This window comes from Paenibacillus sp. FSL H8-0280, assembly GCF_045040665.1.
Taxonomy (GTDB): domain Bacteria; phylum Bacillota; class Bacilli; order Paenibacillales; family Paenibacillaceae; genus Paenibacillus; species Paenibacillus xylanexedens_A.
Map to the genome: position 1 here is coordinate 4274141 of NZ_CP150296.1, position 24036 is coordinate 4298176.

Sequence of the window (24036 nt, forward strand, 5' to 3'; positions counted from 1 at the left end):
ACCTTCTATTCTTCGTACTCTGTAAAGTCGACGTTCTCTACAATCCAGCGTTTCCGCGGATCAACCTTATCACCCATGAGTGTAGATACACGACGTTCTGCTTTTGCTGCATCAACAATCTGTACCTTCAGCATCGCACGAGTTTCCGGATTCATTGTGGTCTCCCACAGTTGATCCGGGTTCATTTCACCTAGTCCTTTATAACGTTGAAGCTCAACATTATTACCGAATTCCTTCATATAATTCGCCAGTTCTTCATCCGTCCATGCATATCGAACTGTCGCAAGCTTACCAGACTTACGAGTAAGTTTGTACAATGGCGGCTGAGCAATATATACTTTGCCTGCATCAATTAAAGGCTTCATATAACGATAAAAGAAGGTCAACAGCAGCACCTGAATATGTGCGCCGTCCGTATCCGCATCGGTCATAATGATAATTTTGGAATAATTGCTGTCTTCAACTGCAAATTCGGTTCCTATGCCCGCCCCGATCGCCGCGGTAATGGCACGGTATTCTTCATTTTTGAGAATGTCGGCCAGCTTTGATTTTTCCGGATTGAGCGGTTTTCCCTTGAGTGGCAGAATAGCCTGAATCTTCGAGTCACGTCCCTGTTTGGCAGAACCACCTGCGGAATCCCCTTCGACAATAAATAACTCATTTCGGGTAAAATCCTTTGATTGCGCCGGCGTTAGTTTGCCGTTCAGGTTGGAACTCTCACTGCGTTTCTTGCCTGTACGCATATCATCACGTGCTTTGCGAGCTGCTTCTCTGGCTCTGGAGGCTTGAACCGCTTTGCGAATTAACGTTTGAGCTACCTGCGGGTTTTCTTCCAGAAACCTTTGAATATTTTCGGACACGACCGAATCCACTGCACTTCGAGCGGAAGCGCTGCCGAGCTGATCCTTCGTCTGACCTACGAACTCAACATCTGACATTTTGACACTGATGACGGCCATCATACCTTCACGCAGGTCATTACCTTCGAGGTTTTTGTCTTTTTCCTTAATCATGCTGGTACGCCGTGCGTAATCATTCATTACACGGGTATACGCAGCCCTGAATCCGGTCTCATGAGTACCGCCGCCCCGAGTAGGGATCGAGTTCACGAATGAAGCAAGTGTTTCCGTATAACCCGCGTTATACTGGATTGCCACCTCGACTTCAATGTCATCCTTCTCCGCATAGAAGTGAATAACATCATGCAGCACATCTTTATTTTCGTTAAGAAAAGCAACAAACTGGCTTGCTCCGCCTTCATACATGTATTCATCCTGATTGCCCGAACGTTCGTCCTTGAGCACAATTCTCAGACCCGAATTCAGAAAAGCAATCTCCTGAAGACGTTCTGCCAATGTATCATAATTAAATTGAATACCGCTCTGGAACACCCGAATATCCGGTTTAAATGTAACTTTTGTACCTGTTCGATTGGTATTGCCCAACACTTCGAGACCGGAGACCGGTTCACCGACATGTTCAATCCCTTTTTTGTCCTTCCAATACTCGAATCGCTGACGATGAATCTTGCCATCACGGAAAATCTCGACTTCAAGCCACTCGGACAATGCGTTTGTAACTGACGCACCTACACCGTGCAAACCGCCTGATTTTTTGTATCCTGATCCACCGAACTTTCCGCCTGCGTGCAAAATCGTAAACACGACCTGGGGAGTAGGAATCCCTGTTTTATGTATACCTGTCGGAATTCCCCTTCCGTTATCCTGAACCGTAATAGAACCGTCCTTATGCAGCGTGATATCGATTTTGGAGCAGAATTTGGCGAGATGTTCGTCGACAGCGTTGTCGACAATTTCCCATACCAAATGATGTAAACCTGAAGTGCTGGTGCTGCCGATGTACATCCCCGGCCGTTTCCGTACCGCTACCAACCCTTCAAGTACTTGAATGTCGTCCGCGTCGTAGCCTGAAGACCCCTGTCCTCCGCCTGTCGAACCTGCCGACATATCGATTTGCTCGACCATTCATGCTCCCCCTTCTTAACTTGCAACTAAAAAAATGCCTAAAATGCAAACAGATGTTTTCTTATCCTTGTCCATTTTAATTCAAGATATCCCGTTTCGTAAAGACAAGGAATGACACAATGAGTGATGCAATGCCCCAAACACTAAGCACAATAAGGGAAAAACCTAAATTCATACCCTCGATTGGAGGTAACCCGCCAGACAAATAATTCGGAAGTTCGAGGTTAACCATGAACAAATACTTCGCGGTCTGCCAAGATGCTGCCATACTGGTCAAGATTGTTCCTGCAATCAAAGCGGCCATCATGATAACAATACTTGCAGCAGTACTGCGCACAAGCACAGATACCATAAATGCAAGCATAGCCACAATTACACTCACAAACCAGATCAGTCCTGCCTGCATGAGCATATACAGCCACTGGTCTACAGCATGCACTGCCGACATATCGACATCTGTTCCCACAACTTTGAATCCTGTGAAGATTGGCATGTTGAAGCCTTTATAACCAAAGACTGCACCCGATATGACATAACATATAATGTAGGCTGATACCACTATGATCGAAACAAACATAATCAGCGTAATTAATTTACTCAGAAGCACTTTCCAGCGTCTAACCGGACGCGTTAAAAGCATTTTAATCGTCCCTGTCGTACGTTCACCAGAAACAAGATCTGAAGCAATAGCCATGATTAACAGTGGAATAAACAATCCAACCGCGTTGTTCATGAACTCCCGCGTAAAGGTAACACCACCCGGTTCTTTGGGATTGATGTCATTTTCAAGATAATACTGCATCTGTTGGATATATACTGTTCTATATTTTTTGTACTCTTCAGGTACCCGATCGCTACCGAGCGAATTTTGATTGTCTGTGATGGCCTGTTGCAGTTCAAGACGCCAATCGCCGCCAAACTTGTCGCGATTATTCTCCGCAGATTTCATCTGGGCATACGTAAACATCGGTACGAGGACCGCAAGTACAATAAATATAATATAAAGCCGTTTTTTCTTCACCATCTTAATCGTTTCATTGCGGATCAGCGGCATGATATTACTCAATGGATTCACCTTCTGTCATTTTTAAGAATAGTTGTTCAAGCGTAGGCTGAATCCGCTGTACCCCTTCAACCTGAATACCTGCTTGAACCATCTGCTGCACCAGATCAGGAATTCGATCTTCATGCATCTCGGCAACCACAGCGTTGGGACCAAGTCCCGCAACAATGGTATCATCCATCACATCCGCAGGTCGACCTACCAGAGCAATGCCTGCATCCTGTAACATCTTTTTGCCTTGCTCCAGTGGTGAAACATGCCATATGGCTAACTTGGAATGATCTTCAATCAGTTCGCTTACACCTCCAACGGCAAGCACACGTCCAGCACTGATAATGGCTACTCTGTCACAGAGAAGCTGGATCTCACTTAACAAGTGACTGCTGACAAATACAGCCATACCTTCACTGGCAAGTTGCTTAATAAAGACACGAAGTTCCTTAATACCTTTTGGATCAAGGCCATTCGTCGGTTCATCCAGAATGAGCAGACGCGGTCGCCCAAGCAACGCTTGTGCAATACCGAGCCGCTGACGCATACCCAATGAGTATGTTCTGACTTTATCGTGAATGCGCTGATCCAGACGCACAATATCTACAACTTCCTGAATGCGCTCGTTGTCCACACCTGGTTGCATGCGGGCAAAATGCTCCAGGTTCTCCCACCCTGTCAGATATGTATATACCTCCGGATTTTCAACAATGGAGCCTACATACTTTAAAGCTCGCTCAGGGTCCCGATTCACATCATAACCACAGACTTTAATTTTTCCTTCTGTCGGTTTGATCAGATCCACCAGCATCCGTATCGTTGTTGTTTTTCCGGCACCGTTGGGACCGAGAAATCCGAAGATTTCACCAGGTTTTACGTCAAATGTAACGTCTTTAATGATCCACTTGCGTCCGATCCGCTTTTTCAGATTCTGTACAGATAGGACGGAATCATACTGCTGCTCTGCCATTTAATTTCCGCTCCCTTCTGCCGGTGTATCTGCCTGGAATTCCTGTGCAATCCGAACTGCAATTTGTTCATAACCTTGTCCGTTGGGATGGAAATGATCTGACGAGAGATACTCCCCCAGATGATTTTCAAACAAATCGAATGTAGGGACCAGTGTCATCTTGTCCTCATTGTTCAAAATAGCCAGTGCAGCATCGTTCCATGCAGCCACCACTGCATTACCCGGCTTCTCCAGTTCCTTCACATCGCCAAACGGATTGTACAACCCTATGTACGCAATCTGTGCATCGGGATTAATTTCTTTGACTTTCTTCAATATCTCTTGAAGGCGCTTCGACGTTTCCGGCAAAGCCGATGCCAGCTGCTCTGCTGTTGGCGGATCTTCCCCCTGGAGAACTTGTCCTCCCTGGAACAAATCATTTGCGCCGATCGAGAGCAAAATAAAATTGGATTGTTGCAGGACGTAACGCACGCCTTGCTCATCGAGTTTTTCCAATAAAGCATCTGTTCTCAAACCGTTCACACCCAGATTATTAAGAACCTGAACGTCATATCCTTTATCTTTAAGCAGGTTCCCTGCACGTCTCACAAAACCAAGTCCTTCATCATCCCCCGTGCCTCTTGCCAGGGAATCACCGATGACGGCCATCCGAATCTTGCCATCTTCCACGACAGCCGGTTCCCCCTCGTTCTCCTTAGATGGAGCAGTTGCCTCCTGGCCTGTCGTTAATGCGGAATCTCCCTCGGGGAAAATCACGTCTTTTATGGCGTATCCAAATCCAAATAACAACAACAAAGTTGCCAAGATGGATACTGTGCTGACAGTTCTCCATATCCAGGGTGCTGAATCAAGGCTTTTTTTCTTTTTCATCATCACATCTCCGCTCATGTACACCAGTCCGGGTGCTTTATAATTTATAATGACTTTATATTAAGGCGTGTCTGAAAATCCGCTTCCTTCGGAGTTTTCAGACACGCCCTGATGATGCTATTCCTAAATAACATAAATGTTCTGTCGTTAATTTGCAAATTTTGGCGCTATATTCGCAGAATTCATTTTTCTTATGTCATTTTACGGAAAAAAGGTTATACCATACACAGATTTGAACTGTGCTGGCATAACCTTGTGGAAAAGAAAATCATACTTTCTTCATTATAAATCGATTACTTACCGATAAACTCTTGTGCCCAGTATCCGTTGTAGAAACCTACACCGATATGCGTAAAGTTTTTGCTCAGAATATTGGCACGGTGACCTTCACTATTCATCCAGGCTGTAACCACTTCCTGTGGTGTTTTTTGTCCTTGGGCAATGTTCTCACCTGCATAGCTGTAAGTTACTCCGAATTGTTTCATCATATCAAACGGAGAACCATACGTAGGTGACTGGTGATCAAAATAGTTATTGTTACTCATGTCTTTTACTTTAGCAACAGCTACTTTGTCCAGAAGTGCATCTGAAGTCAGGGCGTTCAGACCTGCTTTAGCACGCTCAGCGTTCACAAGTTTTACAACTTGAGTAGCAAAGTCGGATTGTGTGCTTTCGCTACCATTATTACTTGTATTGTTACCTGTATTACCTGTGTTACCCGTGTTTGAAGGATCTTTAGCCGGTGTAGTTTCCGGTTTTTCTTCTTGAGCTGGTTGTGTTGGTTTAGTCGGTTGCTCAGGCTTAGTTGTAGGCTCAGCAGGTTTTGTTGTTGGTTGAGTTGGTTTTGTTGTCGGCTCAGCAGGTTTCGTCGTTTGATCAGGCTGCGTAGCAGGTTTCTCTACAATTTGCCCCTCGGATACGGTGTATCCATTTTGTTTGAGCCATTTCTCAATATAAGCTTTCAAGCTGTCTGTGCTTGTAATTTTGTACGTTGTGACAGTCTTATATGTTGAATCTGCAGCAGACGCGGAAGCAGGAAGCATTACCCCTACGGCCAGTACGGCTGTCAGACTACTCGTTACGACAGTTTTCATCCATTTCTTTTTCAAATTCATTCATCTCCTTAAGATTAGTTATTACAACTTTGTAATTAATACTCTAGCAGTATATCAATTCAACAGGAGATTGTGAACCTATAAAATATGGAAAAGTAACTTTTTTGTCATTTTTTAGCCATAAAAAAAAGACATTCGAACTAAAAATGCTAGTCGAATGTCGCTTCACCATCTATTTATCATTCACCACACCAGAATGTGCAGATCAGGATATCATGAGAATTTCCATGCAATAGAAGAAACTTTTTTTATACTATAGAAGAACTTTACTGAACCGATAACCTCTCTTCTGAAAACCAATGTGCTCATAAAAAGAGTACGTTGTTGAAGTCACTTCACGGTTTGCACCCGTGACAAACAGTTGTTTACCACCTTGCTGTCTGCCCCAATCTTCGGCACGAGCCATCAGACGACGGCCAATCCCACCACCACGATGTTCTTGACCTACAATCAGGGAAGTAATTTGTGCGGCAGGTTCTGGATAGGCGTGACTTTGCACACATTGCAAGCCAATCACACCAATAATTTGTTCATCCACTTCGGCAACAAGCATGCATGCGTTTGGATTGGTTTCCAAACATTCAATACGTTCTTTCATGACATTGGTTGTTGTCGGATAGCTGACCTCTCGCATCAGTCCCGTTACCGCTTCAGCATCTCGTAGCTCACACTCTCGGATCATCAGTACAGGGGCCTCAACATTATTGGACATGATTTACCTCCACTTTCAGCATATTAGCGGCTTGCACCGCTGTTTTACGAGCTTCTTCCACATCTTGACCAGCACTTAAGGCTACAGCCATTCGGCGTCCTACTTTGGTCTCAGGTTTGCCAAATACACGAATCTGAGTACGAGGAAGAGCCAGTGCTTCTTCAATCCCGCCTACAGTAAAGTCAGATGTTTCATCATTAGCCTTCAGCGTTGCTGAAGCTCCCGGTGTCAACAGATGTACACCTGTGACCGGAAAACCAAGAATTGCACGTACATGCAGCGCAAACTCGGAACTGTCTTGCGTCACCATTGTAACCATACCTGTGTCATGTGGACGAGGAGATACCTCGCTGAACACAACACCATCCGATGTGAGGAACAATTCCACTCCAAACAGTCCATACCCGCCAAGTTCATCTGTGACGGATTTGGCAATATGACAAGCTTGCTGCCATTGCTCAGGAGTCATTGCATGAGGCTGCCAGGATTCGACATAATCCCCATCCTTCTGAATATGACCAATCGGAGGACAAAATACGGTGCCTGATACAGACCTAACGGTAAGTAATGTAATCTCACTGTCAAATTGCACAAAGCTCTCCACAATAACACGAACGGATTTGCCACGAGCCCCCGAAAGAGCAATGTTCCAGCAATCCTCCACGTCGCCCGGTGTTCGGCATACACTCTGCCCTTTGCCGGAAGAACTCATTAATGGTTTAATGACACAAGGTGTGCCAAGCTCACGTACGGCTTCCTGAAGTTGTTCCAGGTTGTCCGCAAAAAGGTAATCAGCTGTCGGAAGTTTCAATTGTTCGGCTGCAAGCCGACGGATGCCTTCGCGATCCATCGTTAGACGTGCAGCTCGGGCAGTAGGTACTACACAAAATCCCTCTTCCTCAAGCTCCAGTAAAGCTTCTGTTGCAATAGCTTCAATCTCAGGTACGATGTAATGAGGTTTTTCTTTACGGATCAATTGTTTCAAAGCTTCGGCATCCAGCATGTCGATGCAGTAAGACCGGTGCGCGACCTGCATTGCAGGTGCGTTCTCATAACGATCAACAGCGATCGTCTCTACTCCCAGTCGTTGGGCCTCAATAACGACCTCTTTTCCCAATTCTCCACTGCCTAGTAGCAGCATTTTTTTGGCTTGAGCCGTAAAAGGAGCACCCCACATGTTCTTTCCAATCCTCCCAAAGAGAAATCTTCTATATCTGTCTCTCTATTTTCGGGGTTTTGGTTAAAGATTGCAAGAGTGCTCCCTATTTTTCTTGTGAATTTTACAAGATTTTTTGTGTTTTTTCGATCAAATTTTACAATTACCGCTCACAGATTCGATACTCCTTCCATTCCTCCCAAAATTAAGGAAATGTTAAAAGAGCATAATTCAATACTCCAGCGAATCGAAATACGCAAACAAATCCCAAGTTTAGAACCTTGGGATTTGCTTGTTTTTTTCTCTGAAAATTTCATTATGGGAGGAGACGTACGCCATCATGGGAGCATCTGGAGTCAAGTATTTTTTCGCACTATTTACAGCTAAAATCGCATCGTTGAAGGCTCCAGCAATAAGTCTGACTTTGCTATCGTGAGTTGCACAATCCCCTGCAGCAAAAATACCCGGGAGGTTCGTATGCGCATGTTGGCTCATTAGAACCATTCCATCGTCCATTTCTAAGCCACAACTGGCAAGATCACTTAAATTGCTTTTATATCCATGACTAACTACGACTTCATCCACATCTAACAATACATTTTCCTGACTCTCCATATGCGTAATTACAACCTGATGGATACGTTCACCATGATTATGAAGCCGTGTGATGCTATATGGTGTTCTGACATCCGTTACATTGTTCATCTCGCTAACATTGCGTTCCATTGCACGAAACTCATTTTTTCGGTGGACGACCACTACGCTCCGTGCAAGTTGAGCAAGTTCAATTGCCCAATCTACTGCACTGTTGCCTCCACCTGAAATGAGCACACGTTTCCCGGAAAAATGTTCTGGATTTTGCACGGTGTAATGAAGATTCTCATGCTCATATTGAATCGGCTCCTGAAGCTCCAATTTCTGAATTTCTGCGATACCGCGGCCTACTGCGACAATGATTGTACGCGTATAGTGTATGTCACCTTCAGCAGTATACAGAGCCAAAATCTCGTTGTCCAGTCGAGCGAACCGATCTACTTTGCAATTCAATTCAACCGTTGGATTAAAGGTATTCGCCTGCTGAACCAGATACTCAATCAACTTTGAACACTTCATTGGTGGCAGGCCACCCACATCCCAAATAATTTTTTCGGAATAGGTATGCAGAAAACCACCAAGTTGGTCTTTGCCGTCAATGATCTTAACTCTCATATCACGCATCCCGGCATAAAAGGCCGCATATAATCCTGCCGGTCCGCCTCCAATGATGGTTACATCATAGATCTCTTCTTCATTCATTTTGGACACATCCTGTTATTTAGTAGTGAATTTAAAGATATGTGTAACATGAACCGTTTGCCTTATTTATTTTTCTCTTCAAAAACAGCTACAATGTCATCAATAACATACTCGTCAGCCAGTGGAGACATTCCCAGATTGAGCCATTCTTTACCACCAACCATGTACACATGATCATTTTTGACTGCTTTCAGATTTTTCCAAAGTGAAGTTGCCAACATCTCTTCAAATTTCTTCTTAATTTCAGGATTCTTATCGTCATCCAGTTGAACGATCAAGTGATCCGCATCGTATTCAGGCAACACTTCCATGGATACGGACATGGCAACTTGATCTTTTGGGAAATTCGGGAGCGGATTCATACCCAGACGCTTGTGCACGAAGTTTCCACGGTCAAGGTTCTCCCCGTGAAGGACGATTTCTTTTTCCATGACTCGAATATAGAGAACTGTTTCTTCTCCAATCATCTCGTTTAATTTGTCGGCTGCAACTTTTTCCTTCGCTACCAAATCTTCAATAACCTTTTCTGCCTGTTCTTCTTTGTCCAGAATTTTGGCAATATCCCGCAATTCGTCCCGCCAATCATCACGTTGTGGAAGAAGTACAGTCGGTGCAATCAGAGAAAGCTGATCATAATCCTTTTCGGACCACCAGTCAGGAGCTATAATCAAATCAGGCATTGTCTCCATAACCGCTTCAAAATTCGGCGTTCGTGCAATGCCCATTTTCATGGTATTCGCGAATGGCTCTTCCAAATAAGAAGGATGATCCTCGTGATAATTCTGCACAGCAACAGGTACGATGCCAAGTGCATACAAAAACTCAGGATATACAAGGGACAGACCCACTACTCTTTGTGGTTCAACCGGGATTTCAATTTCTCCCATCTTGGTAGTCACTTTTTTTACCTGACTCGTTTCTGTTGTGGATGTATTGGCAGAACCAGTCTTCTGACTTTCGCTCGTAGCCTCATCTTGCCCCGCTGCACCGCAAGCCGAAATAATGAGCACCAACATCATGGTGCATAGTACCGTTAACCATCTGTATCTCATTCTTTATGTACCCCCTATATGGCATTTAGTTATGACAACGTCTAATTAATAATAATTATCATTATCATTTGATATAGGAGTAAGTATATTAAAATATGTTCAGGTATGATATTGACTATTCAGACTTTTTGCTATGGACGATCTTGCCATAACTTTAATATTTCATCCAACATAAGCTCATGGGTAAACGCAGTGTAGTCCAGCAGGACGCTCGACAACAGGATATCCATTCTGCCATTCTGTACCGCTAACAACGCAAGCCATTCTTCAGACTTACGCACAGCAGACCATGTCTGCCTGGATGTCTCATCATCACCCACAATCAGTAATATTCTTTCCACGTTGAGAACAGACAACTCCCTAATGGTTACTGTGCCCCGTTCCCAATAAGTCTCAACTCCTTCGGGACCCTCCATTTGCATATCAACGTAAAAAACGGAAGCAATGCTCCTTGGGCCTAACATCTGCAACGCTTCACCATAAACTTTGAGTACAACTAATCTGTCTTTTCGTATGAAATCCTCAAGCTGGTCCTTTATGGTCGTTGCCTTCTCTTCATATCTTTGAAGCCATACCTCTGCAATATCCGACCTGTCCAAAAAGCTTGCAACATATCTCAAATGTTCTCTCCAATCGCCTTTTTCCCACGGGAGGTCACACACAGGAGCAATGGATTGAAGCTGACTTTGCGAATCCTCAGACTCGGTCCCAATCGTAATAATATAATCAGGTTTAACTAATCGAAGCTGTTCCAGCCAAGTGGTCTCACTCTCTGCGAGTGGCATAACTTTGTCCGTTTCATATTTACGTCTATAATAGTACGTCCATGGATGACTTGCCGGCGCTGCACAGGGAATGATCTGCAATGCAAGCAGTATACCAATGCTCACAGAATGAATTGCAGCAATTTTTTGTTTGCTATTACGTATAAACGCTGCTGGTGCAATGCCAGAGATTTGCTTGAATTTACGCCGGAAATACGTCTCATCCTGATAACCCACGTACGATGCCACATCCTTGAGTCGATAACTGTGATCATTTCTCATTAAGATCTGGGCTTGTTTAATTCGGTATAGCGTTAAATAGTCCACTGGACTGTAACCATACCTTTTCTTGAATAAACGCATGAAGTGTCGAGGGCTCATTCGTGCCACATTTGCTAATTCCTCAATGGTTAACCTCTTCGAATAATTCTGCTCCATGTAACCTTTGACATGTTCAATTGGTGAAGCCAGATCCGTCTTTTCGGCACAGGCCACGTCGTAAAACATGGTATACAATAGTTCTTGAAAACGAATCTGACCATAGTACCTTTGCAAACCATCCTTCTTCATTGTGTGGTGGTAAATCATCTGACAGATCACGCCAACAGCAACGGGTGAAGATGAGCTAACCTCGCCATTCACTTCATTACGTAAAAGTTGCTTCATCATATCAAGGGCTGTTCCACCCTCCTGCTCCAGTGCGTACATGACATCAAAACTCATGTGATACACGCCTCGTTCATCCAACGAATGCACATTTGCCTCAACCAGTTGCCCCGGGAAGCCTACATACAGTCCGCCCGCCTTTAATTCAATGAAACTGCCATCTATCTTTAACCACCCTTGTCCACTGGCTACAAATATTAACATGTATGTTTCAATGAAGTGTTTCCTCAGAAGCCACTCCGTCGCAGGATCACTCGTATAATTCACGTGAAGGAGCCTAAAATTCATATGATCCAGGTGATCCAAATGCTTTAAATTTATTTCGTTGTTGTCCATCTGCATTGATCTCCCTCCAGCCATGAACGATTGTATTGATTTCATTCTTCAAAAATATAACATACCACACTAACGAATAAAAAAAACACTCCGGCTATCCTCTAACCTGTCTTCAATGAATAAGATGCACTTATTATTGAAGGATCAGGCTAAAAAACACCAGAGTGTTATAAGTTCATATGTGTTCAGACGCTTCACAGGCGTCCAAAGGTTTCATCACAAAAATCTGTATTGAGCTTCTATTAATCCATTATAGACGCCTTGTTTTTGGATCAGCTGCTCATGGTTCCCCTCTTCTTTAATTTCACCATGATCCAGGACGATAATGTTATCTGCATTCCGGATGGTTGAGAGACGGTGAGCGACCATAAAGGACGTTCTTCCCTGCAACAGCACCTTCAACGCTTCCTGGATTTTGAGCTCTGTCTCCGTATCAATACTGGCTGTAGCTTCATCCAAAATCAGTATGCGTGGATCAGCAAGCAGCGCACGGGCAAAGGATAACAGTTGTCGCTGTCCCATGGATAATACGTTCCCGCGTTCCTCTACTTCAGTATCATATCCGCCAGGCAGCTTCATGATGAACTCATGTGCATTGACTGCTTTGGCTGCATCCTCCACCTCCTCATTCGTTGCATCCAGTCGTCCAAATCGAATATTGTCACGAATCGTACCCGAGAAGATGAAGGTATCCTGTAATACAATGCTGATCTGGCTGCGTAAACTCTCTACCGTTACATCCCGCACATCCTGTCCGTCAATGGTGAGACGTCCGCCGGATATATCATAGAAACGACTGATCAGATTGATGATCGTACTTTTACCTGAGCCCGTATGACCAACAAGTGCAATCGATTGTCCCGCAGCCGCCGAGAAGCTGATTCCTTTCAGCGCCTGTCTGCCCTTCTCGTATTCGAACACCACATTTTCGAATGCGATATCTCCTTTAATAGAAGGAAGTGGCTTGGCACCTGGTTTATCCGCAATACTTGGTTTTTCATCCATGAATTCGAAGATACGCTCCGATGATGCCATCGCAACCAGCAACTGATTGTACATCTGTCCCAGACGGTTGATTGGGTCCCAGAAGTTGCCGACATAGTTGGCAAAAGCAACAAGTAATCCCACAGTCAATTGATCCTGTTGAATCAGATAGGCACCGAACCAGAAGAGTATCAATGTACCGAATCCACCGGTAATCTCAATCAGCGGTCCAAAGCCCTGGTTCATCGCTGATGCTCTATCCCATGACTTTTTGCTGGACAGATTCATGTTGTCAAAATACTTCATGTTCTCTTTTTCCTGTGTGTAAGCCTGAGTCACTCGAATCCCCTGAATGGATTCATTCAAGTGGGAGTTAATACGAGAGTTCTTCATGCGCACATCCTGCCAAGCACGGCGGATCAGCACCCGCAGTTTGGTCGAGATGATAAACATGATTGGCACCGTAATAATTACGGCAAGACCCAGTTTCCAGTTAATCAACAGCAAGATTACAATGATCCCGAGCAGTTGCACGCAGTCGATCATGACGTTCACTGCACCGTTGGTGAATAGATCCTGAAGGGAGTTAATGTCATTCGTAACACGAACCAGTACCGAACCTGCCGGTCTTTTGTCAAAAAAGTTAAAGGACAGCTTCTGGATATGCTTGAACAGATCCGAGCGAAGATCATAAATAACGCGTTGTCCGATAATGTTTGTCAGTTTGATCCGGTACGTATTGGCTGCCCATTGAATGAGATACAACACAAATATGGAACCTGCAATAAGATAAAGCATAGTCATGCTTGGCAACCCTGTCGCCGGTGCGATGGCACGGTCAATCGCCAGACTGATCAGAAAAGGTACGGACAATTTCGTAATGGTACCCAAAATCATCATTAGAATAACGAGTGGTAACAGTTGTTTTGCATAAGGTTTCATGTATGCAAATAAACGTCCGAACTCTTTCCAGTTAAACGGTTTTTCAATAATTTCATCATCCTGATACACAAATCGTTCATTCAGTTTCTTCTCAGAGGCCACTTTTGCCTCGCGCCTGTCTGCTATCGTTTCGGCACTCATGAATTCACCTGCTCCCCAGCCTCCCGCTTACCGCGGGCAATATAATCTGCATATTGAATTTTATAAACATCCTGATATGGTCCAGGCACTTCAATGAGTTCGGTATGTTTACCACGTTGTACCACGCGGCCTTCATCGAGCACCAGAATCTCATCTGCATGTCGTAGCGAAGATATCCGGTGTGCAATAATAAATGTCGTTCTGCCGCGCATAACTTCCTGGAAACCGGACTGAATTTCGTGTTCCGTCTCCATGTCCACGGCGCTGGTTGCATCATCAAGTACCAGAATTTTCGGATTTTTCAGCAAAGCCCTTGCGATCGCGATCCGCTGTTTCTGTCCACCCGATAAACCCATACCGCGCTCACCAACCACCGTGTCATATCCGTCCGGGAACTCCATAATGAAGTCATGAGCCTTGGCCAGCTTGGCTGCACGGATGATCTCATCCATGGTGACGTTCTTAAGCCCGTAGGAAATATTATTGCGAATACTGGATGAGAACAGGAATGTTTCCTGGAAAACAGAAGCGATCTGACTCCGCAAACTGCGGATACCTATATCTTTGATGTTTTTGCCATCCAGCTTGATCGTTCCCGAGTTCACGTTATATGCACGCATCAGAAGCTGAATGATGGTCGATTTACCTGACCCTGTACCCCCGAGGAAACCGATTACAGAACCGGGTGCAGCGTCAAAATTAATATCGGTTACCGCTGGCATTTTGTTGCCGTAGGCAAAGGTAACGGATTCAAATGTCACATGGCCGTTCACTTGGTCTGCCTCAACAATGACTGGATCTTGCGTTTCTTCCACATCCACTGGCGTATTCAGCAGCTCGAGCACCCGTTCACCTGAAGCTTTGGATTGCGTATAGTTGTTGATATGGAACCCAAGGTTCCACATTGGACCGATTATGTACCAGATCAAACTGAAAAAGGCAACGAGTTCACCGAGTGTCAGCGTCTTCTGTATAACCATTCTTCCACCGATCACCAGCAACAGCACGATACTCACCGAAGCAAGAATCTCCATGATCGGAAAATAGCGACTCCACAATGTTGCGGCATGAATCTGATTTGTCTTGTAACGCTCATTACGTATGGAGAATTTCTCCACTTCATATGGCTCACGTGCAAAGGATTTTACCGTACGTACGCCAGTGATATTCTCCTGTACCGCTGTTGTCAGTGAACTGAGCGCCAGCCGCATCTCCTGAAACGCAGGGTGAATTTTGGATTCGAATCTCAGCGCAACGAAGGCAAGTAATGGGATGCATATGAGCGTGAACAGCGTAAGCTGCCAACTCATGGTCATCATCATGATTGCGCCGAATACGACCATGAAAACCATGTTAAGAATCTGGGCGAAACCAAATCCGATAAAGTTACGGATGGCTTCCAAATCTCCCGTGAGGCGGGACATCAGATCACCTGTCTTGGCCGTATCATAATAACGGAAGGATAAAAATTGAAGCTTTTCATAACATGCGTTACGAAGTCTGTACGCCAGGAAGTTACCCAAGCGTCCTCCAAAAAAGCCATGTAAAAATTGCATTCCCGCTTTCAAAATCACTACACCTAACACAGTCAACGCAATTATGGGAACGTCTTCAAAAGTGCGCGGAACAATAACATCATCAATCAGTATCCTCAGCATGTACGGATACACCAACCCAAGTGCGGTCGCTAAGGCGAGGAACAAGATTGATACAAATAAATACGTTCGCTTTTCCCAAAAAAAGGTTTGCAGTTGCCTAAGAACATCCATGTTTCTCCTCCTCTTATGTCGTTCAAAAATACTATGAACATTTATGAAGTTTATCACCGTACCCCATTCGCGGCAAAGCGAATAACAGACCATATTCTGCCTGCTTTCAGCTTATTGACGCATTAACGAAGGTAAATACCCACCTTTCAATCAAATGTTTGAATATTCTCTTTATTTCAGGTTGTTCGTACCAAAAAAAGGCTCCCTATATGCCTTTTCGGCAGGGGCCTTTTTGGGTTGATTTTCGCAACATTTTCAATGTGTTGCTGTATCATTCATTTTGTTTTACAAAGACTTCCAGAGAATACGCGTTATGCCGTGATTTTAACTGCGTTTCAATCTGTTCCAGTTGGTTAGACAAGCTGGTCCATTGCTCCGCCGGAATTCCACTCTCCAGTGTATCTTGAATTCCACTTACCGCCTCTTCCAGACGTTCTTCCAACTGACGGGATTGGTGTTGCAAGGATTGACAGAGCTGGTTGTCATAAAACTGAATCAGTTTTTCTTGCGCAGCAGGAAGAACTTTAATGATCATCTGTTTGAGGACCGGATCAAGTGCCTCCTGTAACCGCTGACGTCCATCCCCTTCGAAGAACTGCTTCGGATTACGGAAATAATTCAAATAGCTTTTCCATCCAGATGGTTCTTCCAGACGAACTTCTTCAAGCACAGGTGTACTCCAGCGTTCGTTCAGTGGCAGTGACACATCCACGCCCCCTGATAACTGTCTCACCTCATCTATACAATCCGTAACTTGCTTCATCAGCCAGGTCTGACCTGCTTGTTCAAGTCTGAGGGTGGTAGCGAGCAGTTCCTGCTCCAGTTCAATGGCAATCATGCGTAACAGTTCACGTCCACAGGCTGCAAAAGCCGCCTTCAGATTGCCTCGATCCTCCCGAAGTACGGATGGATGGAATGCTTCTGCCATGAATAAACCAAGGCGATAGGCAAGCCGCTGCCGCACATGGAAGAGCAATTCTGCTGTTTCCTGTGACAATTCTTCCTTCATGGATCTTGCTGCAAGTTGCTGTATGCGCTGGCGTGACTGTACCTGGATGGTCTCCAGTTCATCCCGCCGTTGCTGCAATACTTCCTCCCCCTGAGCCGCATCTTCCGCACGCTTCTTCAGCCGCTGAATGACACGTGCCATCTCTTCGGAAGCTCCACCTACAGCAAGATCGGCTAATTCTCTGCCTGCAAATTGGTTGAATTCTTCCTCAAAACGGATAAAACCGGATTGCTCAAGCAGCTTCGAATCACCTGCCATCTTGCCTTCCATTGCCAGTATGCTGGATACCGGGAAGAGTCGTGGTGCCCGAATTCCATTACTGCGCAGTTGGGTGCTCACATGATCGAGAACCTGCTCCAGCTCTTCCTCAGAGGAAGACAAATCACTGGCATTCACAACAAAGAACATCTGATCCATGGCAGAACTATCCTTGACACGTCCCAACTGATTCAGGAACTGACGATCTCCTTGGGAGAAAGCATGGTTGTAATACGTTACAAAAATGAGTGCATCCGCATTCTTCATATAATTGAAGGTTACACCCGTATGACGAGCATTCACGGAGTCCGCTCCTGGTGTGTCTACCAACACAATTCCTTGTTCAGTCACATCGCAACTGTAATACAGATCGATACTGTCTACAAAACAGGACTTCTTCTCGTTTGCGACAAAGTTACGATAACCGTCCAGATCCACCAGCACATCCTGACCCAGCTGGTCCGCTGTCTCTTCCCAACCGGATGCTGCCGCTTGTAAAAAGCTGTAATGCGGGCGCCCCGCAGGATGCACATCCTGTGGTGAGAGGGAACGTACTCGCTTCTGCCACTCCGCTCCAGGCTCGCCCAGTCCGAGCAATCGGAAGGAATAGCCGAGATCTTCCTGGAAGGCGTCCCGGGTCTTCATGCGGACCCGGGCTGTACCATGCTCCGCGCCCCCGGCAGGAGCCATAATCCGGTTAATCGCCGCTGTCGTTGGATGCGGCGAGACGGGGAGTACAGCTTCGCCCAGCAACGCGTTGGCGAAGGAGGATTTGCCGGCGCTGAATGCTCCGAACAGCGCCAGAGTGAACGTGCCGCCCGCAAGCGAAGCCGCGCGTGCACGCAGATCCCGTACCGCCGACCCCATGGCGGGGTACGGCTCTACCAGCGCAGCAGCGGCCTCAAGCCGTGCCGCTGCTGCGTCCAGGCGTCGGCGGCGTTCAGCACCAGCCGCCGACGATGGCCCAGGCACTGCCGCTGCGGCTGCGCGCTGCTGCGGCGGTGCCTCTGGCGTCTGTGGCTGCACAGCCACAGACGTTGACGTGCCCGCATGCGGACCGGGTGCTTCGCCCGGTTCAGGCACCGCGGGCACGTGCGGGCCCTTCACCTCCGGCAATAGCCCGGAGGGGAGGGGGCCCGCATGGGGCAGCAGGCTGCGCAGCCCTGCTGCCTCTGCGGCGGCACTGCGCTGGAGCGCCGTGTAGCGCGCCGCCGCCGCGGATTGCGCCAACAGCGCTGCGCGGCTGGCGTCCAGCGCCTGGAGCGCGGCTTCGCCTCGCGCGCCCAGCGCCTCCAACATGCGGTCGGCCAGCATCATGGCCGACTTGCGATAGCGGGCCTCAATCTCGCCCCGCACATCTTTACTGAACTGAATCACATATTCTGGAGATACCTCTGCACTGACACTGCGTTTCATCTCCAATAGTGCTTCATCTACAGCAGGCAGCTCCGTATTAAGCGCCTGCTCCCACTCCGCTCCCCATAGCTGATGGGATTCACCCAGCTGTCTAAGCATCGTACGAATATGTACCTCAACTTGTCCGGAAGCCTGATCCTGTAACAGTCTGACCAGCTCAGAAGCACGACGTTGTTTCTCCTGCTCGGTTTTTCCACCTGAGAACAATAAACCTACCCTGAAACCTGGTTTGCGGCTCTCCAAATAGGCAGCAGCCGACGCACGAATATCCGCAGGAGTAAGATTTGCATTCGCCAGAAGAGGTTCAAGCTCCGCCCGGAATTTCTCACGCACTCGCGAAGGCCCGTTACGAATGTCTGCTGCTTGTTGATCAAGAAGCTCCAGCTCTCGTTCCAAGCGTTCAATTCCTTCCTTGCCACCAATTTCATCCAGCAGGGAATTCTCTTCGTCTTCACGTTTCTCGGCTTCTCTCGTCAAGTGTTGCTCCGTTACATGACTGGCCGAACTTGCCAAACTGTGCGTAATTAACGCTTCCTTCTCTCGCATCATGTGTCCAATGAGTTCCGGAAGCACATCCCACTGGTTGTAGCGATGCTGCTTGTCGCGTAGGGAAGTAAACAACAGTCCGTCATATCTGACTTCCCAGGCCGCAAATATAGCTTCGACACCTTCGGTATATTGGTCAAAAGAGAGCTCACGCTCCCGATGCTTGTCGATCTGGTTCACGATCAAAAACAACGGTTTGCCCCAATCCGACAGACTCTTGGCAAATGAAAGGTTTGTCTCGGACTGGACATGGTTATAGTCCATGACATAGAACACCACATCCGCCAGATGGAGCGCTGAATGGGTTGCGAGACTATGTCCGCGATCTGTTGAATCCACACCTGGTGTATCCAGCAGGACAGCATCATCTTTCAGCAGCGGAATATCATCCCATACCTCAATTGAGCTGTAAGCTCCACCATTTTTGCAATACTCCTCCAATTCCTCTGGAGAAACTTCAAGTGTTCCTGCCCCATTGTCAGCGCTTACGTTTGGAGTAGTATAAATAAGCGCTCTTGGCTTACCATTACGTATGGATACCACATTTGCACTTGTTGGAACGGGACTTGAAGGCAGCACCCGCTTACCGCATAAACTGTTGATGAGACTCGATTTGCCTGCAGAGAAATGACCACAGAACGCAATCGTCAGATGTTTCATTTCCGCCTTGCTGATTAAATCCGTTATAGCCTGTACAGCCGTATGGTCCCCTGTCTGCTCCATCGCTTCACGCAGCGGAAGCAGAGGTTTGGCCATTTCTTTTGGGTAATCTGTTCTGGACATGACTGGCCTTCCCCCTGGCTCCTCTAATTTGACATCCGTTTCGACGCCTATCTCTTTTACAACATTTATTTTAACATTATCAAGTTTGAATTTGAACGGTTGGAATTGAATATACATAAATGAACGTATAAGTTCTATAATCTAAAAAAAATAAAACCGAACAAGTCGGTTTTATCTGTAATACGTTTTATACTCGGTATTTAGCAAATGCTTACGCCAAGGGTCTGTTGCATGAATGCGATGCGATCACCTTAACCACAACGATCCTCATCACATTAATACAACAGAACCAATAGTGTAATCACTTCTTATGAAACTGCGTTCTCCATGGAAGGCAGCAAGATTTCAAATACTTGTCCATGTTGCAGAATTGTAATGTCTCTGCCTTTGTCTCTCATAACAACAACTTCGGGTTTAACGGACATACGCTCCAGATAATGTTCAGGCACGTCGCCAGAGTGGCTTACTGTGATGCCTTCTACTTCTTTTTCTTCATTTTCAGCCATTTCCTGTTCAACGATTTGTTCAAAGATATCGGAGAAGGCCTCAAAATTGTCAGTGTACACGGAAATGCATTTCATGATTATTCATCCTTTTCTACTCATTAATTTATTTTGCGTTTTCGGGTGGTGACACGTTCCTTATCTTTCCTGATTTGGGACGTTTTCATACGTTTTTTCCCTTCCCTGCATATGTCCAGCAATGGACAGATATGACACGCAGGGTTCTGTGCCTTGCAATGGTAGCGTCCAAAAAATATAAACCGGTGGTGAGTTAAAGTCCACTCGTCCCGGGGTACGCGCTTCATTAGTTTCTTTTCGACTTCAAGTACGGAGTCATCCCAACCTGCAAGCGCCAGCCGCTTGGATACACGTTCAACATGAGTATCTACCGCAATTGCCGGTACTCCAAACGCATTGGAAACAACTACATTCGCGGTTTTCCGCCCGACACCTGGTAGCGTCACAAGCTGATCATGTTCCTGCGGTACATCACCGCCATACTGCTCTATTAAAATTCGGCACATGTTCTGAATATGCTTGGCCTTGTTCCGGTACAAACCGATTCGCCGAATATCCTGTTCCAACTCTTCGAGAGGAACTGCCAGATAATCTGCTGGGCTTCTGTACTTCTGGAACAAATCTGCGGTTACCTTGTTCACCGTTTCATCGGTGCACTGGGCAGACAAAAGGACAGCTACCGTCAATTCAAATGCATTGCTGTGATTTAATTCGCAATGTGCATCAGGAAACATTGCTTCCATAGTTTCGAGTATATGTCTAACCGTCGCTGCATTCATGAAGAGCTACCTCCCACAAAATGACTCCACTCTGCGGAGCCTTACTTCGAAGCTTCATCCGAGTACTTTGCGGGGACCTCAAAAAGCTTGCAAAAAAAACGTCTTGATGCGGGAAAGATCCCGTATCAAGACGGTCATTCTTTTGATCCTCGAAAAGAAACGATTACTGTTTTTGAATCTCCAGAATAACATTGTTCAGGAGATACAATACAATATTATCATTATCTCTGAGAGATTGCACGCTTAAAGTATTGTCACCCTGGTGAACAAATACACTTGATCCGAGTGCAAAACGATAGTTTGTGTCTGCTGTCGTTTCCCGTTTAACCAAAATCTGGTTACCAACGCCATCATAAGACCAGAATTGTTTGCTCATGACAGTTAGTACTCTGAAACGTGTGGAATTATCCGTATCTTTTGTCATTTCCACACGATCTCCTACCGTAAGACTAGACAATGAAGTTAATGTGGAGCCAGATTTTACGACTTTAACCGAACCGCTAACAGGCACGGTTTCAGTCTGGCCGTTAAACTGTTTGAGCGTTACAGATGAAGCATCCACCGCTGTAACTTCAGCCAGCGTACGCTTCACAACTTGAACCGCTTTTGGCGTAGCTCCTTCAAACGTTACATTAATCAGGTTACCTGCTGTCAGTTGTGAAGGCGTGATCGTCTGACCACTCTCTCCTGTCAGTACGGCTTGATCCACGTAGAACTGACTTGTCAACAGATCGGATTTTACTCGAATACGACTATTTGCTTCCAAGGCAACCACTTCGAATTGAGCCACAGTGTTCAGTGCAACCTTCTGCACGACATCCTGATTTGCTCCAAGCGTTACGGTCACTTTGTCACCAATCTTCAAATCTCCCAGACTTGCGCCCGATTTGTTATAGATCTCAACCGTAGGTGCTGTAGTATAAGGCACTGTAATCGTCTGATTACCAGACAACACACTGATTTTTCTGCCCGTTGTGTCAATGTTGCTGATCGTACCTTCATACTTGTAAATCACTTTAACGGACAACGCACGTGTTCCCACATAGGTCAGATCCAATTTGCGACCATCATTTAAAATCGACTCCAGACCAGCGAGTGTAGGTTTGGTCGTATTGTAATCCAGTTTGGTTTTCTCATCCAATGTAAATACAAACGGTTTTTTGTTGTTGTCCAACACGGTAAGTACCTTTGTTTTGCTGTTGTAAGATACAACCGTTACTCCGTTCATAGGTTCCATTTGACGTCCAATCACCTGAATACGCGTTACCTGATCGTCAGAGTTCAATGACAACTCCACCTGATCCCCGTTCGTTGCATCCGTGATGAGATCATTCAGCGTTGCATCCTGAATGCCATTGATAATGACTTCCGGCTTTTCAGTCAGCAATTTCGCCTCAAGGGAACCCCCTTCACGTTTGAACGTTAACGTGGACTGGTTGCCACCGATCTCAACCAATGTTCCGCGCACAGATTGCTCCACACCTTGAGACAATGTGATAGTTTGCAAAACACTGTCCTTTACGGTGTATTTCACGGCACTGCCGGCTTTGAGATCAGCCACTGACATGATACGGTTTTGATATGTGATAAGCAGATTGTCATTGTATGCGAACTGTTCTGTAGCACCCGCTGCATTGACAAGTTTGATCGTTTTGCCAGAAGTGGATACTTCAGCAATTACGCCACTGTCACTCTTGTTAACAATGCCGGATTTCACACGAATAGCGACTGTTTTTTTGTCAGCCGAGAACGTCTCACGCTGTACTTCGATGATGCTATCTGCCGTAATATCGGACAGTTTGATTGCATTACCATTCTGATCGATGAATGCAGTTGCCTCATCATAACTGTACGTTTCGTAATTCTCGCCCACAAAGATACCAATTTTATTACCAGACAATGAACGTGCAAATGTACCTTCAACACTTTCCACCTGCGGTGTAGCATCAACAACTTCCACATAGGAAGCCACACCTGCCGAACCTACAATCATAACTTTCGTATACAGCTTCATATCTGTGGCGGAAGCACGAGTTTCACTGTCTTTCGTAAAGTAAGGCGTACTGCTGTTCACTGCGAAGTTAACGGCTTTGCCGTCCACAACCAGCGTGATCTGCCCATCTTTCAATCCTGTCACATAACCCGTGGATGTGTTCGGGTACGTTGTATCCGTTAACGATTCACCACGACTGAAGAAGGTAGCCAGTTGAGCACGGGTTACGGAACCAGTTGGATTGAATTTGTTGCCTTCCACACCTTTGGCCAGATCCAGGCTAACAGCCAGATTGACATAACCTTTACCACTTTCGGAAATACTTGCATTATCAGCAAATCCGGTAGATTGATTGTTTTGTGCCTTCGCTTCAGCATCCTTGTCCAATGAACGGATTAACAATTTCGTAATCCATTCCCGTGAAGCCGGTTTTTGACCCCAGGAGGTCTTGGATACATCCACCGTTGATTCTTCCGTTTTGTCAATCAGTCCCAGTTGAAGTGCCAGCGCGACATATGGCTTGAAATAATTTCCCACTTCCATGTTTGTCGGTAATGCCGCAGCCGTGTCGGTATTCAACTGGCCCTCTTGATTCATAAAACGGATTGCCATCGTTACAGCTTCTTGCTGTGTTACCGCGTCTCCTGGACGGAACAGGCCGTTGTTACCGAGAAGAATACCTTGATATGCCAGTTTGTACACATGTTTTTCAGCCCAGTATCCGACCTTGATGTCACTGAACAAACCAGTTGGTGCAGCCGTATTTGTTATTGCAGCAGTCTGACCCTGCCCCGTTTCTGTTGATTCTGCTGCCATGGCAGCTCCGCCGGCGCTAAGGGCCATCATGCCTGCAAGCACGGCTGATACTACTTTTTTAGAGTGTGATGTATGGTTATATTTAAAAGTCACCTATGATTCC

16 protein-coding genes are annotated in these 24036 nt (G+C 46.0%); all 16 read right to left on the reverse strand.

The genetic code is table 11. The features are described 5' to 3' along the window. Window positions 1–5 precede the first annotated feature (5 nt). The 16 genes from parE to MHI12_RS18715 all read right to left on the reverse strand — a co-directional run bounded on the left by parE (window position 6) and on the right by MHI12_RS18715 (window position 24026). Window positions 6–1985 carry a DNA topoisomerase IV subunit B gene (gene parE, locus MHI12_RS18640; RefSeq protein WP_221820406.1) on the reverse strand — a complete coding sequence of 660 codons (1980 nt, stop codon included), beginning with the start codon at window positions 1983–1985 and terminating at the stop codon, window positions 6–8. A 76-nt stretch (window positions 1986–2061) separates the two neighbouring features. Continuing rightward, window positions 2062–3051, reverse strand: coding sequence for an ABC transporter permease (locus MHI12_RS18645; protein ID WP_036613298.1), 990 nt, complete (start codon window positions 3049–3051; stop codon window positions 2062–2064). Next, window positions 3044–4009: an ABC transporter ATP-binding protein gene (locus MHI12_RS18650; protein ID WP_105599344.1), complete on the reverse strand. Its 966-nt coding sequence runs from the start codon at window positions 4007–4009 to the stop codon at window positions 3044–3046. Before MHI12_RS18650 ends, MHI12_RS18645 begins: the two co-directional genes overlap by 8 nt. Next, on the reverse strand, window positions 4010–4882 hold the full coding sequence (locus MHI12_RS18655; protein WP_405170020.1) for a GDSL-type esterase/lipase family protein: 873 nt from the start codon (window positions 4880–4882) through the stop codon (window positions 4010–4012). A gap of 290 nt (window positions 4883–5172) precedes the next feature. Then, on the reverse strand, window positions 5173–5988 hold the full coding sequence (locus MHI12_RS18660) for a CAP domain-containing protein (protein ID WP_405170021.1): 816 nt from the start codon (window positions 5986–5988) through the stop codon (window positions 5173–5175). A gap of 259 nt (window positions 5989–6247) precedes the next feature. Further along, window positions 6248–6706 carry a GNAT family N-acetyltransferase gene (locus MHI12_RS18665; RefSeq protein WP_017687788.1) on the reverse strand — a complete coding sequence of 153 codons (459 nt, stop codon included), beginning with the start codon at window positions 6704–6706 and terminating at the stop codon, window positions 6248–6250. Continuing rightward, window positions 6696–7883: a formate-dependent phosphoribosylglycinamide formyltransferase gene (gene purT / locus MHI12_RS18670; protein WP_047843517.1), complete on the reverse strand. Its 1188-nt coding sequence runs from the start codon at window positions 7881–7883 to the stop codon at window positions 6696–6698. The genes MHI12_RS18665 and purT overlap by 11 nt, the downstream gene beginning before the upstream one ends. Window positions 7884–8135: 252 nt before the next feature. Further along, the gene (locus MHI12_RS18675; RefSeq protein ID WP_405170022.1) at window positions 8136–9158 is read right to left on the reverse strand and encodes an NAD(P)/FAD-dependent oxidoreductase; all 1023 of its coding nucleotides are present in this window, start codon (window positions 9156–9158) and stop codon (window positions 8136–8138) included. A gap of 62 nt (window positions 9159–9220) precedes the next feature. Beyond that, window positions 9221–10210, reverse strand: a complete 990-nt coding sequence (locus MHI12_RS18680) for an ABC transporter substrate-binding protein (protein ID WP_405170023.1) — start codon at window positions 10208–10210, stop codon at window positions 9221–9223. A gap of 131 nt (window positions 10211–10341) precedes the next feature. Continuing rightward, the gene (locus MHI12_RS18685; protein WP_405170024.1) at window positions 10342–11982 is read right to left on the reverse strand and encodes an AraC family transcriptional regulator; all 1641 of its coding nucleotides are present in this window, start codon (window positions 11980–11982) and stop codon (window positions 10342–10344) included. 210 nt (window positions 11983–12192) lie between these two features. After that, entirely contained in the window at window positions 12193–14043 is a 1851-nt protein-coding gene (locus tag MHI12_RS18690) for an ABC transporter ATP-binding protein (protein ID WP_221820399.1), read from the reverse strand. Further along, window positions 14040–15812, reverse strand: coding sequence for an ABC transporter ATP-binding protein (locus tag MHI12_RS18695; protein WP_405170025.1), 1773 nt, complete (start codon window positions 15810–15812; stop codon window positions 14040–14042). The genes MHI12_RS18690 and MHI12_RS18695 overlap by 4 nt, the downstream gene beginning before the upstream one ends. Before the next feature lie 271 nt (window positions 15813–16083). After that, window positions 16084–19824, reverse strand: a complete 3741-nt coding sequence (locus MHI12_RS18700; protein WP_405170026.1) for a dynamin family protein — start codon at window positions 19822–19824, stop codon at window positions 16084–16086. Between the two features lie 308 nt (window positions 19825–20132). After that, window positions 20133–20405, reverse strand: coding sequence for a hypothetical protein (locus MHI12_RS18705; RefSeq protein ID WP_017687779.1), 273 nt, complete (start codon window positions 20403–20405; stop codon window positions 20133–20135). 23 nt (window positions 20406–20428) lie between these two features. Beyond that, the gene (gene nth / locus MHI12_RS18710) at window positions 20429–21124 is read right to left on the reverse strand and encodes an endonuclease III (RefSeq protein ID WP_036607558.1); all 696 of its coding nucleotides are present in this window, start codon (window positions 21122–21124) and stop codon (window positions 20429–20431) included. Between the two features lie 163 nt (window positions 21125–21287). Further along, on the reverse strand, window positions 21288–24026 hold the full coding sequence (locus MHI12_RS18715) for an S-layer homology domain-containing protein (protein WP_405170027.1): 2739 nt from the start codon (window positions 24024–24026) through the stop codon (window positions 21288–21290). Window positions 24027–24036: the final 10 nt, after the last annotated feature.